16 protein-coding genes are annotated in these 14,740 nt (G+C 29.0%); 6 read left to right on the forward strand and 10 right to left on the reverse strand.

Annotation, left to right across the window (positions count from 1 at the left end; all coding sequences use genetic code 11):
- Positions 1-3 precede the first annotated feature (3 nt).
- Together HA144_RS03650 and HA144_RS03655 are read left to right on the forward strand one after the other, a co-directional pair.
- On the forward strand, positions 4-609 hold the full coding sequence (locus HA144_RS03650; RefSeq protein ID WP_209042604.1) for a hypothetical protein: 606 nt from the start codon (positions 4-6) through the stop codon (positions 607-609).
- A 3-nt stretch (positions 610-612) separates the two neighbouring features.
- A complete protein-coding gene (locus HA144_RS03655; protein ID WP_209042606.1) occupies positions 613-2,010 on the forward strand; it encodes a hypothetical protein in 1,398 nt (465 codons plus the stop codon).
- Positions 2,011-2,012: 2 nt separating this feature from the next.
- Here the strand turns inward: HA144_RS03655 and HA144_RS03660 are convergent, their stop codons facing one another.
- From HA144_RS03660 to HA144_RS03680, 5 genes are all read right to left on the reverse strand, one after another.
- A complete protein-coding gene (locus tag HA144_RS03660) occupies positions 2,013-4,202 on the reverse strand; it encodes a type II secretion system protein GspD (RefSeq protein WP_209042610.1) in 2,190 nt (729 codons plus the stop codon).
- An 89-nt stretch (positions 4,203-4,291) separates the two neighbouring features.
- Positions 4,292-5,224, reverse strand: coding sequence for a hypothetical protein (locus HA144_RS03665; RefSeq protein WP_209042612.1), 933 nt, complete (start codon positions 5,222-5,224; stop codon positions 4,292-4,294).
- 5 nt (positions 5,225-5,229) lie between these two features.
- A complete protein-coding gene (locus tag HA144_RS03670) occupies positions 5,230-5,979 on the reverse strand; it encodes a hypothetical protein (protein ID WP_209042614.1) in 750 nt (249 codons plus the stop codon).
- Entirely contained in the window at positions 5,976-7,370 is a 1,395-nt protein-coding gene (locus HA144_RS03675) for a hypothetical protein (RefSeq protein ID WP_209042616.1), read from the reverse strand. Before HA144_RS03675 ends, HA144_RS03670 begins: the two co-directional genes overlap by 4 nt.
- Entirely contained in the window at positions 7,363-7,752 is a 390-nt protein-coding gene (locus HA144_RS03680; RefSeq protein WP_209042617.1) for a hypothetical protein, read from the reverse strand. Before HA144_RS03680 ends, HA144_RS03675 begins: the two co-directional genes overlap by 8 nt.
- A 232-nt stretch (positions 7,753-7,984) precedes the next feature.
- Here HA144_RS03680 and HA144_RS03685 point away from each other — a divergent pair, with 232 nt between their 5' ends.
- Genes HA144_RS03685 through HA144_RS03695 form a run of 3 tightly spaced genes read left to right on the forward strand, consistent with a single transcriptional unit; the run spans position 7,985 to position 12,112 of the window.
- Positions 7,985-9,748 carry a GspE/PulE family protein gene (locus tag HA144_RS03685; RefSeq protein ID WP_209042619.1) on the forward strand — a complete coding sequence of 588 codons (1,764 nt, stop codon included), beginning with the start codon at positions 7,985-7,987 and terminating at the stop codon, positions 9,746-9,748.
- Positions 9,749-9,752: 4 nt separating this feature from the next.
- Positions 9,753-10,838 (forward strand): type IV pilus twitching motility protein PilT, encoded by a 1,086-nt coding sequence (locus HA144_RS03690; RefSeq protein ID WP_209042621.1) that lies wholly within the window; start codon positions 9,753-9,755, stop codon positions 10,836-10,838.
- 8 nt (positions 10,839-10,846) lie between these two features.
- A complete protein-coding gene (locus HA144_RS03695; RefSeq protein ID WP_209042623.1) occupies positions 10,847-12,112 on the forward strand; it encodes a type II secretion system F family protein in 1,266 nt (421 codons plus the stop codon).
- A gap of 42 nt (positions 12,113-12,154) precedes the next feature.
- On the opposite strand, the gene HA144_RS03700 is transcribed toward HA144_RS03695, so the two are convergent.
- From HA144_RS03700 to HA144_RS03715, 4 genes are all read right to left on the reverse strand, one after another.
- Positions 12,155-12,496, reverse strand: coding sequence for a hypothetical protein (locus HA144_RS03700; RefSeq protein ID WP_209042625.1), 342 nt, complete (start codon positions 12,494-12,496; stop codon positions 12,155-12,157).
- A 107-nt stretch (positions 12,497-12,603) separates the two neighbouring features.
- Positions 12,604-13,158 carry a hypothetical protein gene (locus HA144_RS03705; protein ID WP_209042627.1) on the reverse strand — a complete coding sequence of 185 codons (555 nt, stop codon included), beginning with the start codon at positions 13,156-13,158 and terminating at the stop codon, positions 12,604-12,606.
- Positions 13,159-13,351: 193 nt separating this feature from the next.
- Positions 13,352-13,501 carry a hypothetical protein gene (locus HA144_RS03710; protein ID WP_209042629.1) on the reverse strand — a complete coding sequence of 50 codons (150 nt, stop codon included), beginning with the start codon at positions 13,499-13,501 and terminating at the stop codon, positions 13,352-13,354.
- A gap of 351 nt (positions 13,502-13,852) precedes the next feature.
- Positions 13,853-13,954, reverse strand: coding sequence for a DUF4278 domain-containing protein (locus HA144_RS03715; protein ID WP_011862700.1), 102 nt, complete (start codon positions 13,952-13,954; stop codon positions 13,853-13,855).
- Between the two features lie 306 nt (positions 13,955-14,260).
- On the opposite strand from HA144_RS03715, the gene HA144_RS03720 reads away from it, so the two are divergent.
- Positions 14,261-14,455 (forward strand): hypothetical protein, encoded by a 195-nt coding sequence (locus tag HA144_RS03720; RefSeq protein ID WP_209042631.1) that lies wholly within the window; start codon positions 14,261-14,263, stop codon positions 14,453-14,455.
- Here the strand turns inward: HA144_RS03720 and HA144_RS03725 are convergent.
- Complete coding sequence (locus tag HA144_RS03725; RefSeq protein ID WP_209042633.1) at positions 14,452-14,718, reverse strand: RNA recognition motif-containing protein; 267 nt, start codon at positions 14,716-14,718, stop codon at positions 14,452-14,454. The two genes, HA144_RS03720 and HA144_RS03725, sit on opposite strands and share 4 nt — an antisense overlap.
- Positions 14,719-14,740 lie beyond the last annotated feature (22 nt).

Genomic DNA, 14,740 nt, shown 5'->3' on the forward strand with positions numbered 1-14,740 from the left:
GCTATGAAAAGATTATTTCGGGGGGATTTAAAATTTAGTTTTTTAAAACAAGAAGGTTTCGGATTAAGTGAAACTATCCTCAGTCTTATGATGCTCTCTTTTATAACAACTTATGCCTTATATTTTGTAACACTTAGGCAAATAAATTTATATAAGGCAAATTTAAATAATGCAATTAATGATGAGATTAGAAGAGATATAGAAAAATTAAAATCTGAATTATGGTATGAGCACTATAATGCCCCACAAGGAAATATGAGCGCATTTTATAGTATTGGTCTTTCATCTTCTGAACCAAAATTTTATTGTGGAGATATTTTAAGAACATTTTTAAGATTGCCTAGTTGGCAAAATAGGATTTGGACCCCTGGTTCTAGTGATTCAAATTATACTGGTCAAAAAAGAAACAAAATTTTTTCGGGTCAAGGAGTAAGAATTGAGAGAAAAGTTGACTCTCAAAGACCATTTAATATGGGAAATGATTCAGTAATTGATAAAAGTATTGCTGAAATAACTTATATTGTTACTACTAAAGATAACAGTTCTCAATGGACTAGCATTCAACTAAGTAGTGAAGCACACAGCTGGTGTCCACCCTCTTATGAATAAAAAATGAAGTCTGTTTTTTCTTATAAATATATATTCTCATTAGTGAATAAAAGATCAAATAAATATGGTTTTACGCTCCCAGAACTTATAGTTTCTGGATTTGTTTCTCTATTAATTCTTATATCAGGATATACTCTCTTAAAAATGAATTTACAAGTAAATAATTCTGATGAATTAAATCTTAAATTAGGAGGAAAAATAAATAATGCTTTAGATTTTATTGTTGATGAAATAAATAGCAGTAAAAGAGTAATAACAACTTACAATGATGTTCCAAATTCATGTCGCCCTTTACCACAAGGTGATTTAGTACTTGCTTTGAAAATGCCTGATCAAGCAAAAAGTAGTTCGTCTTATCAAACTTCTAATATGGGTAATGAATCTAAAACAAAAAAACAAAATTGGGTTACTTTAGCAAAAGATTGCCCTATTTTTTATAATTTAGTTAGAGATTACACTTTTAGTGGTAAAGGCATATCATACATACTTAAACGAACAGGACCCACAGTAGATGAACAAGGATTTTATAGAGCTACAGATATTAAAACTACTGTTGTTACGGATAGAATTAGAAGTGATTTTGAAGATGATATAAGGTGCTTAACAACTAATAACCAAAAATGGACTAGGAAACAGATAAAAGGGATTATTTTATGTACTGATGAAAAAGGTAAAGGTGCTGAAATAATGATTAATGCAGAAGCCTCTAGAGTTAGAAATCCATTAATCATATTTAAAACTTCAGGAGGTTACGCAAGGATTCAGGATGATGATTTAATGAATTTAGGAAATGCTGGGGCTGGAAATTTAGGGATTAACCCACCTTGTACTAACTGTGACTTTTTTCAAAAACCTCTAAAGAAGAAAGTAACTTTTTTTATTGATATATCTGGATCTATGAATTGGGGAAAGATAAAGGGGCTTACACCTATGGAGGCAGCAAAAAATGAATTAATTAACAGTATTAGAGCTTTACCAGTTAATCAAGGTTTTAAATTACAAGTAGTTGCATTCAACCATTGGTCTAGAAAAATGTGGTCTTCACCTATGGAGGTTACCACTAGTTCAAAAATGTATGCTATTTCTTGGGTTAGTAGATTAACAGCCGGCGGAGGTACAAACCCATGGTCAGGAATTTCAGAAGCTATTCAAAATTCAGAAGTTCAGCAAATTGCTGTTCTCTCAGATGGATGGACAAAAACATCAGGACGTTGTTTTAATAATGGAAAGTCTTATTCATATGCAGAATGTTTTAAGGACTATAACGATAGCGTTAGAGCAACTAATGAGGAGGGAACAGTGCAGATTGATTCTTTTTCTATGAGAAATGATTTTTGTTCAAATGGATGGATGGGAGAACTTTCCTCTAAAAATTCAGGAAGCTGTACTCACATTAATTAAATTTAATAAGCTGAATTTTCTTTGATAAATTCTTTTGCTTCTTCTGAATTAGGTTTGTAGCCTATTTCAGAGGGATCAGATTCGAGTGAATTCAGTATTTGAGGGGTAACTAGGATAACTAGTTCTCTTTTATCTTTCGAAGATACTGTTTTCCTAAAAATTTGTCCAATTATGGGTAAATCTCCTAATATTGGCCATTTTGTAACTGTCTCGTTTTCAGTAGAGTCTAATACTCCAGTAAGAATTAATGTATTCCCATCTTTTACTCTGATAGAACCACTATCAAGTCTTCTGGTTGCTAGGAGGTCAACAGTTGCACAATTTTCTATTAGTCTTTGTTCAGATTTTGAAGAAATAGCAGGTGAGATTGAGAAAGTAACATAACCATTATCATCTATCCTTGAGATCCTAGCTCCAAAAGTTAATCCTGCTATTCCATATTCAAGAGTAGCTACACTGGATTCGGGATCAAAAGTACAATTAATTGGTACTTGAGTCCCAACAATTACAAAGGCTTCGTTACCATAGGATCTCCCTATTGTCCCAGCCTTTAAAGTGTCGTTAACGCTACTAAAAGTAACTGTATCTCCACCAGTACTTCCTGGAAATTCATTAAGTATCAAAGTTGGATTAGCAATTATTTTTGTATCTTTAGAAGCAATATCAGCTCTTAACAAATCTATAAAGGTTTGATTAGGGAAAGTGCCTGAATTATTTGTAGCAGCAGCAGATCCAAAATTTGCTTCTGTTGGGGGAGTAATACTATTAACAGTACCTAGTAACTTACCTCCTGCATTTACTATGAACTTATTACCTTGTCTAAATGCCCAGCTATTATCTAGCGTAGTTCCATCTGAGATATTAACATCAAGTATTCTAACTGTAAGTGCTACCTGCCTTTGCCTTAAATCTAGTTGCTTTATATAGGTCTCAGCTACTTTAATCAAATCTGGATTCCCTATTAGAGTAATAGTCTGTAACCTATCGTCCGTAGTAGCAATTAATCCTAAAAGTGGACCGGCATTACCGCCGTAACTTCTTACAGAAGTAGTAGACTCTTGCGTTGTTGTTGCTGAAGAGGCTGCTCCTGATACAGATTGAGATTGGCTCGCTCCAGAAGTGACAGCAGTCGTAATTGTATTAGTTTGCGTAACTTTTGCACCTAAATTTGCTAGATAAGAAGCTGCTGCGTTGGCAGTGGTTTGATTGAGCCGATAAATCCTTGATATTCTCTCTGAAAAAATTCTATCTTGAACATCTGGTCCTACGTAAACTATGCCGTTTTCTAATTTAGCTTCTAATCCGCTAGACATCAGAATTGAATTAAAAGCAACTGAAAATGGTTTGTCCTTGATAGTAAGTGTTATGTATCGAGGGGAATCTGATACCTTTTCATTTTCACTTCCCGGACCGTCTTCGCTTGTTATGTTAAAAGTATTTGAATTTGCAAAATCAGAACCTTTATCCTTATTCGCATCAAATGTTGGATCTTGCTGCACCCAAACATAACCATAATTTGTTTTAGAAATCAAAAATTCAATGGCACTTTTTGCAGTGGCCCCTTCAAATACCATGGAAACATTTGGCCCTTCTAATTTAACTGTTTTTAGGTTAGGAATATAAGTTGTTCCAACTGCAATATCTCCTAGTGGAGGAGCTGAGGCTCTTCTTGAAATATTTGCGTTATTTTCTGCTTTGATAAGAGGTTTAACTGAAAAGATATTTTCTTCTGTAAGAATATTTGGAGGTAATGATTGCTTTGGAAATGTCATTTTCAAAGTATCATTTATGACTGATAGTTCAGGTTGAGAAAAAAGAATTTCATCTAAAGGAGTAATAACAATATCTACAATATCGTCGTTACCAGACAAGGTCAAAGTTTTAATGCCTACTGAAGGAATGGATAAACTTTGAAAAGATTTTTGATATTTTGAATTTTCAGTTTTTATATTAATGCTTATTAGATCTTTTTTTATATTTTTTGTTATTTGGGGATTTTCCCCTATTCCAGAAAGCAAAATATCAATATTTTGGTCATTAGAGCTATCTGTTTTTAATACTAAATTATTGGATTTTTTTATAGATTGAGAAATTAATTCATTCTTATTTAAAATTTCTTCTGAATAAACACTTATATAAGAAAAGGATAAAATTGATATAGGAATTAATAGTAGAGAATATATTCTTTTCATTATTTGATATTTGGAATTTCTTAGAAATTAACTAATCATTTCTATTATATTAACTTTTGATTTAATGATTAATTTGAAAATAGCTAAATTCATTTTTCTTTATAGTAAGGGATGTTTACAATAATGCGAGCATCAATTTCTCCTTCAATTGAAGGACTATTAATATCACTTATATTATTAGATGATTCTCCTGCCATTCTTGGTTCAAAACAATAAGGCAAAATAAAAATCTTATATTCCTGTATATACTTTATGAAATTAAGGCTGTTTAAATAGTTAGATTTTATATTTATTAAATAATAATTTGATTGAAAAATGTCACTCACCTTTTTTGTTAATGAATTAAATTCTAGAGTGCCATCTTTTTCGTCTAAATTAAATTTATATACCTTTTTTTTAGATCCACTTTCTATATTGCCATAATCGTAAGAATAATTGTTATTAATTGGACTTATTTGACTTTCAAAATTATTTAAATTGTTATTGTTAAATTCTTTATTTGAAATAAATTCAGTATTAAAAAGTTCTTCCTCTGATTTTGTTGTACAAGATGATAATTCATCTTTACTTATTGGAGAAAATTCAATAATCTCAGTATTTGATTTTAAAGCAGATTCAAATAATATTTCAGGTATTAAAACTAGATCTTCTTTTTTTGGAACTAATGATACAAATTCAGAATACAATTTCCTAAAAGAAATTATTGATTTTGATCTTTCTTTTAATTTCTCGATAATTAAAGGTAACTCTATATTCTCACTCTTATATTGGGAAGATTTTTCTTGAGTATTTTTCAATGATTCAATAGATGGAAAAAAAAACAAAATTGAACTTAAAGAAGCAAATAATATTCCTATTGAAGGATAAAAATAATTTGACTTAGTGATCTCTTTTAGGTCACTAAGTTTTATTGATCTAATATCTTCTACGTTTATACTTTTAGCCTTTTCTAATAACTCTCCTACATCAATGGTCTTAAGTCTTTCTATGAATTGTTGAAAAGTTAGATTTTTATTTCTCATTTTTTTTATTTTAGCAATTCTAGTAATTTTAAATAAAGACTCAATTTTTTATATACACCATTATTATCAGATTCCTCATGAAAATTTATTCTTTCGATAAGAGAAAAATGATTGATTTTCCCAGATATCTCTAAAACTATAGATTTATTATTAGTAAATTCTTCTGGGTTCTGAGTCGAACCGGGTGATTGGTTAACAAGTCTATTTATTTTCAAGGATTTATTATCTATGATTTCATTTTCTAAGAGTAATGAAATAAACTTTTTTGTAGAATCTGATCCTTCACTAATAGCATTTAATTTAAATCCAACATTATCAACTGTGTAGTCAACTAATTGAACATTTTTGGGTATTGAATCTTGCAATAAGAAAGCGAATAAATAAGTAGGTGCTGGATTTGAGAGTAATGATGAATGCTTTTTTAAATTTTTAAAATTCCTCTCTCTCTCACGATTGATTTTATTCAAAGAATTAACTTTCTCTTCATATTCAATATGTTTTACCTCCAATCTATTTATGTTGAATTTTGGAATTAATGAAATCATTTCAATAATAATTACTCCACTTAAGACAATAAAAGAAGGTACATATAATATTTTTTTTGTTTTTAATGAGTTTAATAAATTTGGATATGTTTTTAAAATTTTTAATAATTTATATTTATAAATATTCTCAGTAGAGTCTAGATTTACATCTTTTTTAAAATCCCATAAGTTTATGTTTTCATAATTATTAGCGAAGTTATAATCTTTCATTTCGTAATATTATCTAATATGCAAGCAAATGAATTTAAAATACTATGATTTAATTTGAGATCTAAATCCTTACTAGATTCAACCTTATAATTATTTTCAGGAATTTTTAGAAAACCTTTTTTTATATAAGTATTCAGTGAGAGCATTCTATCAATTCCATTTCCGTTAATGTAAAAATCACCATCAAAATGGATATTATTATCTTTAAGTATTTTCTTCACAGATTTATCAAGCCTCGAAAACAATTCATTATTTAAACTAACTTTATTTGTTATGTAAATTGAACTTCCAAAAGGTAATCTTGTTGAAATTAATTCACAATCTTTTCTAGTTAGGTAGACAGTAGTGGAATTATTACCAATATCACATAAGATAGATATCTCTTCAGAATTACTAATAAGATTTTCAGCTAGGTGAATAGCTCCACATGTAACTGTGGCAATTTTTGATCCTGATAATGAAATAACATTTATCCATGAGTCAATATGTTCTTTATTAGCGTAGATCACTCTATGGTAGCAACTTTTAGCATCACCATTTACTCTTTTAGATTGGATTAAAGTATTATCTGGTAAGTAGGGACTTTTCGAGAGTATTTTAGGATCTTCTTCTGAAAAGACTACTAAATCATTATTGCTAAATGATCTAGTTATAAAAAATGAGGAACTTAAAAGAACAATTATTGGCGGATTATTCAAGCCAAAGATATTTGAAATGTCATCAATTATTCTTTTGACTTCAGGAACTTTTTCAACTTTAAAATCTCCAATTAAATCTCCCGGGATATTTATATTTACTATATCTTTAATAATATTTCTATTGTTTTGCCTTTGAAGGTGTGTGGCGGTCAATATATTATCGACATAAGATATTCCTAAAAACTCATTTACTATGATGTCTTTTTTGTAATCACGCCTTGGAGAATTATTAATGGAATACTTTTTTAAAAAATTTTTAACTTTATAAAAATTTTTAATTTTAAAAATATCATCCAAAATATTAAGATCAAAAATTCTAATTTTGTTTTTTTTACTTAAAACGCTTCTCGCTTTTAAGAGATAATTTTCCTTAAAATATTTTGTGCTTGCATATATTTTAAGTTTTTCTAATAATTCTGAAATTGGTTTAAATCTTTTTTTTAGAGCTTTATTCTTAGTAGTTGATTTATGTTTTTTTATTATTTGAAGTTTAGAAATTGAAAAATTAAAAATGGAATTATTTTTTGATGTGTTTCTTGATTTAAATGAAAAAGATTTTAATTTACTATTATTTTTCCAGATTTCTTTTATTTTTTCTTTCCTGTTTGAAAATTTATTTATTAAATAATTATTCTTCAAAGAAAAATTCAACAATTTATTTTTTTCCAAAAATAATTTAATTTTATTAATCATTCTGCTTTAATTTTATAATTTGAGTTTTGTTTTGGCCAGTTATTTCAACTTCCAAATTGTTTCCATTGATATTGGATACTTTAAATCCTCCTCCAATAACTTCTCCTACTTCATAGGCTTTAACACCACTTGAAGTTTCAATGAATACATATTCTTTATTTCCCGTTTTAGCAATTCCTTTTAATTCTAGACCATTTAAACTTATTGATTGAGCACTAGAGTTATTGTTTATGGAAGGTAAGAATGGATTTCTAGTATTTAATGAATTTTTTTCTATTTCAGAAACTTTAGTCTTAGGGATATCTTTCAAATCTAAACTAAAAGATTCAAGTTTTCTTTCATTAGTTATTTGATTACTATTTAACCCTTTATTAAAATTCATCTCAGATTGCTCTGCTGATATTAATAAAGTGGGATACAAAAAAAGAAAAATTAAAAACTTCATTTTAAATAATCTTTAAATAAACTTCTAATTTATGTTATGAGTTGATTGAAGAATTTAAATTCCTAAATTATCCTAATTTTATTATATTTTTTATAAAAAAAGATAAATTTTTTAAAATTATAACTAATATGTACAGAGTAATTGATCTTTATTTATTATCTTTTTAATCATGAGTAATAAACTTAAAGAAAATAAAATAGAAGAACATACTAAAAATAAAATATATGAATATTTATCTAGTGAACAGGTTTTAAATGCTGGTATAGTTTTTATTTCTATGTCAAATTATGATATTAAATTAGGAGCAATGAATCCTATTTATCAAAAAGTTATTGACATAAAGTTAGAACTAGAAACTGAATTTTCATTAAATGTAGAAATAAATCAAATCTCAACCGAAGAATGGGAAAAATGGAATTCTGATATTATCTCCTCAAAAGAAGATTTCTCCAATTCTCTTACTAAGAATGCCGATCAAAAATCAATCAATAATGAGGATTATAATAAACCTATTAATGAATCATTAAATTCAGATAAAAATAAAGATACTAATAAGATCAATACAAAAATTGAAAAAGAAAAAAATTCATTAAATTCCTCCCTTTTACAGGAAATGCTTAATGATGAGTTTTCTGATGGTTTGATTTCTAATAAAGATGATAAATTTGATTTGTTTGATGAGGATAATGATTTGGAGGAGGAAGATGAACTAGATATTATTGAAGATACTGAGCTGAAAGATAATGAAGATCCAGTTATTAAAGCAGCAGGCTCAATATTATCAACATGTTCTAGATTAAAAGCGTCAGATATACATGCAGAACCTCTCGAAGATAGAATGCGAATAAGGTATAGGATTGATGGTGTTTTAAAAGAAGTATATTCTTTGCCCAAAGCCAAAGCTAAGGCAATAACAAGTAGGCTTAAAGTTATGAGTAAGCTTGATATCGCTGAAAAAAGATTGCCTCAAGATGGGAGAATAAGATGTCGAATTAATGAAGTTATTTCTGATTTTAGAGTAAGTACTCTTCCAGGAAAATGGGGAGAAAAAATTGTACTAAGAGCTCTTCAATCAGATTCTTCAATGTTGGATTTGGATAAACTTATAACCTCTAAGGATGAATTATCTAAAGTAAGAGAGATGGGTAGTTTCCCTTATGGAATTTTCATAGTTGTTGGACCTACTGGAAGTGGAAAATCAACGACATTATATTCGATTCTTAATGAAAGAAATACTCCAGATGTCAACATTAGTACTGTTGAGGATCCTGTTGAATATACATTAGATGGTATTCATCAAGTTCAAGTAATTAGAGAAAAAGGTCTTGATTTTGCACTTGCTCTTAGATCTTTAATGAGACAAGATCCTGATATAATTCTTGTAGGTGAAACTAGAGATAAAGAAACAGCCCAAACTGCTATGGAAGCAGCATTAACAGGTCATATGGTTTTCACAACTCTGCATGCGAATGATACCGCTACAGCAATAACTCGTCTTAATGAAATGGGAATCCCCCCATATTTGGTTGGATCCTCTGTAGTGGGTGTTATGGCTCAAAGATTAATAAGGAAGATTTGCCACAAATGTTGCACTACCAGAAATGTTGATCCTCAGAAAGATAAATTAGCTCACGAACATGGTATTCAAGTTCTAAAAAAAGCAAATGTATTAGACCTATCAAATAACGCTAGTAAAGATTTATGTCCAATATGTAATGGTACTGGCTATAAAGGTAGATTAGGATTGTTTGAAGTGATGAAAGTTAATGACTCAATTAGAGAATTAATAATGAAATCAAGTACCGCAGACATTATAAGAAATTGTGCTTTAAACAATGGAGTAAAAAGTTTGCTTGATTATGGTTTAGATTTAGTAAAAGATGGTTTGACAACTATTGAAGAAGTTGAAAGAGTTTGTTTACTAAATGATTAAATAAATGTCTCAACTAGATTTAACTATTACTAATTTGATGTCAGATTTAGTAAAGAGGAACGGATCTGATTTACACCTTACAGGAGATTCCATCCCTTTTTTCAGAATTCAGGGGTCAATCCTGCCAGCAAGTGAAAATATATTTAAAGAAGATCATTTGATTTCTGATTTAAAAGAAATTTTGGGGGAAGATAAAATTAGGTCTTTTTATAATGAAAAGGAACTTGACTGTAGTTACGGACTTGAAGGTATAGCAAGATTTAGATTAAATATTTTCTTTGATCGTGGAAAGATATCCTGTGTAATGAGAGCCTTAAGTACTAAAATTCCAAGTTTTTCCCAAATAGGTTTACCTGATAGTGTTCAGCAATTATTACAACGTCCAAGAGGTTTAATATTGGTGACTGGTCCCACTGGTTCAGGTAAGACTACTACCCTAGCAAGCTCAATAGACTGGATAAATTCTAATAATGCTCATCATATTTTAACAATTGAAGATCCAATAGAATTCGTTTTTGAAAATAAGAATTGCCTTGTTAGACAACGGGAAGTTGGAGAAGATACCATTTCATTCTCAAAAGCCCTTAGGTCAGCTCTCAGAGAAGATCCTGACATCATTCTAGTAGGTGAAATGAGAGACCTTGAAACAATTAGTCTTGCTATAACAGCTGCAGAAACAGGTCATTTGGTAATGGGCACATTACATACTTCTTCTGCATCTCAAACTATCGACAGAATCATAGATGTCTTCCCAACATCTCAACAGCAACAAATTAGAGTCCAGCTATCTGGTTCACTAATAGGTGTTATTTCACAAACTTTATGTAAAACAAAAGAGAATAAAAGAACATTGGCTGCCGAGATTTTAGTAAATAATAATGCTATTGCTAATCTAATTAGAGAGGCTAAATCTTCTCAGGTATATTCTCAATTACAAGTTGGGGCAAAATATGGTATGCAAACTCTTGAACAGGCGTTATCTAGAAATGTTATAAGTGGTGCAATCACAAAGGAAGAAGCTTTTTATAAATGTAATAGACCTAACGTACTTCAAGGTCTTTTGGATAATGAAGAGAATAACGAAAATTAATTGATAATATGGAATATGGTTTTGTCAGAGACTCAGAATTAAGGGAGAGATTAGAAAAGGCAAGAAAAGAAGGAATTAATAAATTTGAAAATAACAATATTTCGGTTAATAATCAAATTGGTAAATTAAGTGAAACTAGGAATTCATTAAAAAAGAAAAAACCTATCCCTAATAAAAAATTTGAAAATTTAAAGTCAAAGAAAAAAAGATATAAAAAAAGAAGGCTTAAGCCCCCATCGACAAAAACCTTAGCTGTTTCTACTAAACAATTATCTTCTATGATAAGGACAGGACTTCCACTTTTGGAAGCATTAAATATATTATCTGAAAGTAGTGATAATAAGACTCTAAAGGCTGTATTTAAAGAGGCATCAATTGGTATTAGTAGAGGAACCACCTTTAAAGAAATATTAGAAAAACATCCGGAAATTTTTGATGAAATGTATTTAGCATTGGTATCTGCTGGAGAAACAGCAGGTCTTCTCCCAGAGGTCTTAGATAGAGAAGCAAAATTGTTAGAAAGTCTCTCTAAAATAAAAGGCCAAATTCAGAGTGCATTAACTTATCCAATAGCTATCTTTATTCTTACAGTAATTGTAATTATCATAATGCTCGTTTTTGTTATTCCAGTTTTTGTAGATATGTATTCATCTTCAGGGGCGGATTTGCCTGCCCTCACTCTGTTTCTTGTAAATGCATCAAATGCAATAAAAAATCCACTTTTCCTCTTAAAAGCTCTACCTCTTTTAGCAATAGGATTTGTTTTTGTAAGGAAACAAATTAAAACCAATAGATTTATCAATTGGAGGGATCAAATGTTACTCAAATTGCCAATTACTAAGGAACTAGTAACAAAATCTTGTTTAGCAAATTTCTCAAGAACACTTAGTTCATTAAATTCTGCAGGAGTCCCTATCCTAGAGTCACTTATGATTTCGAAAAGAACCCTTGGGAACAGAGTATTCCAAAGAATTGTGGATAAAATGAATACTGAGATCCAGGCTGGTCAACCTATCTATAAAGTTTTAGCTTCAGAAGTTAAAGTTATCCCTATAATGTTTACTTCAATGTTTAGGATTGGAGAAGAAACAGGCGAATTAAGTGAAATGGTTGATAAACTCGCAGACTTTTATGAAGATGAGGTTTCAACAAGTGTTAAATCTTTGACCTCTATATTAGAGCCTTTAATGATAGTATTCGTAGCTATTGTAGTGGCTTTTATCTTAGTGGCAATGTATTTACCTATGTTTAATATGATGAGCACTGTTGGGTAACAACTTAATAAATTTATAAATGTATTTATATTATGAAAAGTATTACTTAGTTAATTTTTTTACTATTGAGTTGAAAAATCTATTTAATGCTTTCTCATCAATATCTTGATTCATAAAATGAGAGATAAGATCATCTTTTAATTTTTGAAGTTTATCTTCAATATTTTCTCCATCTAAAGGAACTGATCTTAAAACTCCATCGGAACCTCTATATTGAGTATTAGCTTCCCATAGAATTATAACTGCCTGTCTCCCAGGGGTTAATTTATGAATACCTCTGATAGGATTTTCCATACATGCTTTTTTAAATATTCTCCAAAAAGGGAATGCATTTAAATCTTTATCGGCGTTATCTATATGTTTTAAAAACGTATCTTCGTCCATAATTTATTTAACTAAAAAAAATTTAACATAAATTTTTTGAAAGTTCTTTACTTTATTAGTAATAAAAAATAACTATTACATTAATTTATAAAACTAATCTATCAATTTCAACTATTTAAAAAGTGATAAATAAATAAGTGAGCTTTTGACCATGTATCTACATCATCTGAAAAAGGAATAAATCTTATTTTCTTATCTTCTATGAATTCCAAAAGCATGGAGTATTTCTTTTTACCTTTGATAGATTTAACATCTTTCAATGATCCCATAATTACTTTTAATTTATTTGAAAGGTATTTCTTGAATTCATATATAATTTCGTCTTCCATCCCCTCACAATTTAATCTAAGGAGAACTTTTGAGTTTTCATGTAGGTATGTGGTATTTAAAATTTCTAAAAATTGATAAATATTCAAGGATAAAACGTTCCTGAAATTATCCTCATCAACATTACCCTTTGAACTGAATATTGAGTTTCCAGCTGACTTTGGATCGTTATTGGCAAAGAATAGCTTTGTAGTCCTTGAATTACCCTCATCAATACTCTTAATAGCTACTGGTAAGACCATGGAGGATAATTCATATGGAGGCTCATCAAAATGTAAAAAATTAGGTTCTACAAGAATGAGGGTTATTCTTTTAGAAACTTTTTTGAGTCTCAAATGATTTATTACTAAGTCTTTAAAGTAACTAATCTTAAAAGATTTTTTTTTATAGATATTCTTGATTACCTTTTTAATCAGTTTAAAAAAAAAGAATTTTGAATTTGTAAAACTCTTTATTTCTCCACATGAATGTGTCCCTATATCTATCAATATAAAATCGCCATTTTGAGAAAAATTTCTAATGCTCTTTTTATCCAAAATTAACATTTTGTTGAAATAAACCAAATAAATTATTGCCAACTATGGCAGCAATAATTAAAACAAAGGCCACTATTGCAAAGAGAGCACTTACATCTTTTATATCATAAGGTCCTTTAAATAGTGGTTTTTGCTCTTTCATAATTTCCCTCTTAAGATTCCATCGTGAACCATCCTATATCATTAATCGATACAAGTATGGATTTTTGTTCGCCTGACTTGATTTGTTGGCCATCTTGTAAGATCACTATTTAAAAATGGAAATTTATGAAATTAAAAGTACCTTGTCAATACTAAAATAATTCTTTAAATGATGCCTAGGAATTGAAAAGTTTTAACTATAAATTACTTAAGAATAGTATTAGTCAATACTAGGAAGAGTAATGCATTTTTATAAAAATTTTAGATTTAAAATTTTAATTAATAGTATTAATTTATTAAATATTCAAAAAAAAAGACCACTTAATGTGGTCTTTTTTCATGTTGTGACGAACTAACTTGTGTAGGCTTTTCCTCTATATGTTAATTCATTATGCTGCTTCTTAGCTGCTTCTTTGTTTTGGACGTACTTTTGTCCTCTGTAAATTAGAGTCATTTTTTAAGCTCAGGTTTCGCTTAAGTCCCCGTTCCATGGCTTAAGTCGATTTGCGGCTTGCTAAACGCAAGTTGAACGTTTTGGTAGCGGTTGCTACAAATTTATAATAACATTCAAGAAAATTATTTGTCTAGCTGTTTAATAAATAAACTTAATAAATTAATGATAGATTAGATTGCTGCTAAAAATATTTATATTTATCTTTGCCTTAGTTTCTTACAGGTTACATTTTGTTCGTTTTTGAGAAGTATTTTTTATTTAATGAACTTTTAAATGTAAAATTCTTAAGATTATAAAATTTGTTTTATGTTTTCTAGAAGCAAAAATTCTACAGTAAAAAAATCTGCAATAGTTGAAGGGACTCCATTATTCGCTCAATTACTACCATTCGCTAACAGAATGAATGATAAGGTTCAATTGGTAAATGCTTTAGCTTTTACTTTTATTATGGGGTTCTCAATTTTTGGAATTGCTCTTTGGAAACTTTCATCACTGACTTAATAATTTAATTTTTGCAAAGTATCAATTTTTGATTCCTTGTTTTTAATCATTGTTACTAACCATTTAGAGGCAAGTCCCCTAGATATTGATCTATTTTTTAGAAATCTACATATATATATGTGTAGATTTTTTTCATTTTTGGAGTTAAATTTTTCTTCAAATTCTAATATCTCTTCTTCTGAAGTTCTTTTTCTCAGCTCATCCACTAAAGCATGACTAGAGGAATCATTAAATAAGTTCCCAATATTTAAGCTTAATGTCATAAATAATTTATGTCCCTATTTA

The organism is Prochlorococcus marinus XMU1404, assembly GCF_017696175.1.
GTDB classification, from domain to species: Bacteria; Cyanobacteriota; Cyanobacteriia; order PCC-6307; family Cyanobiaceae; genus Prochlorococcus_A; species Prochlorococcus_A marinus_X.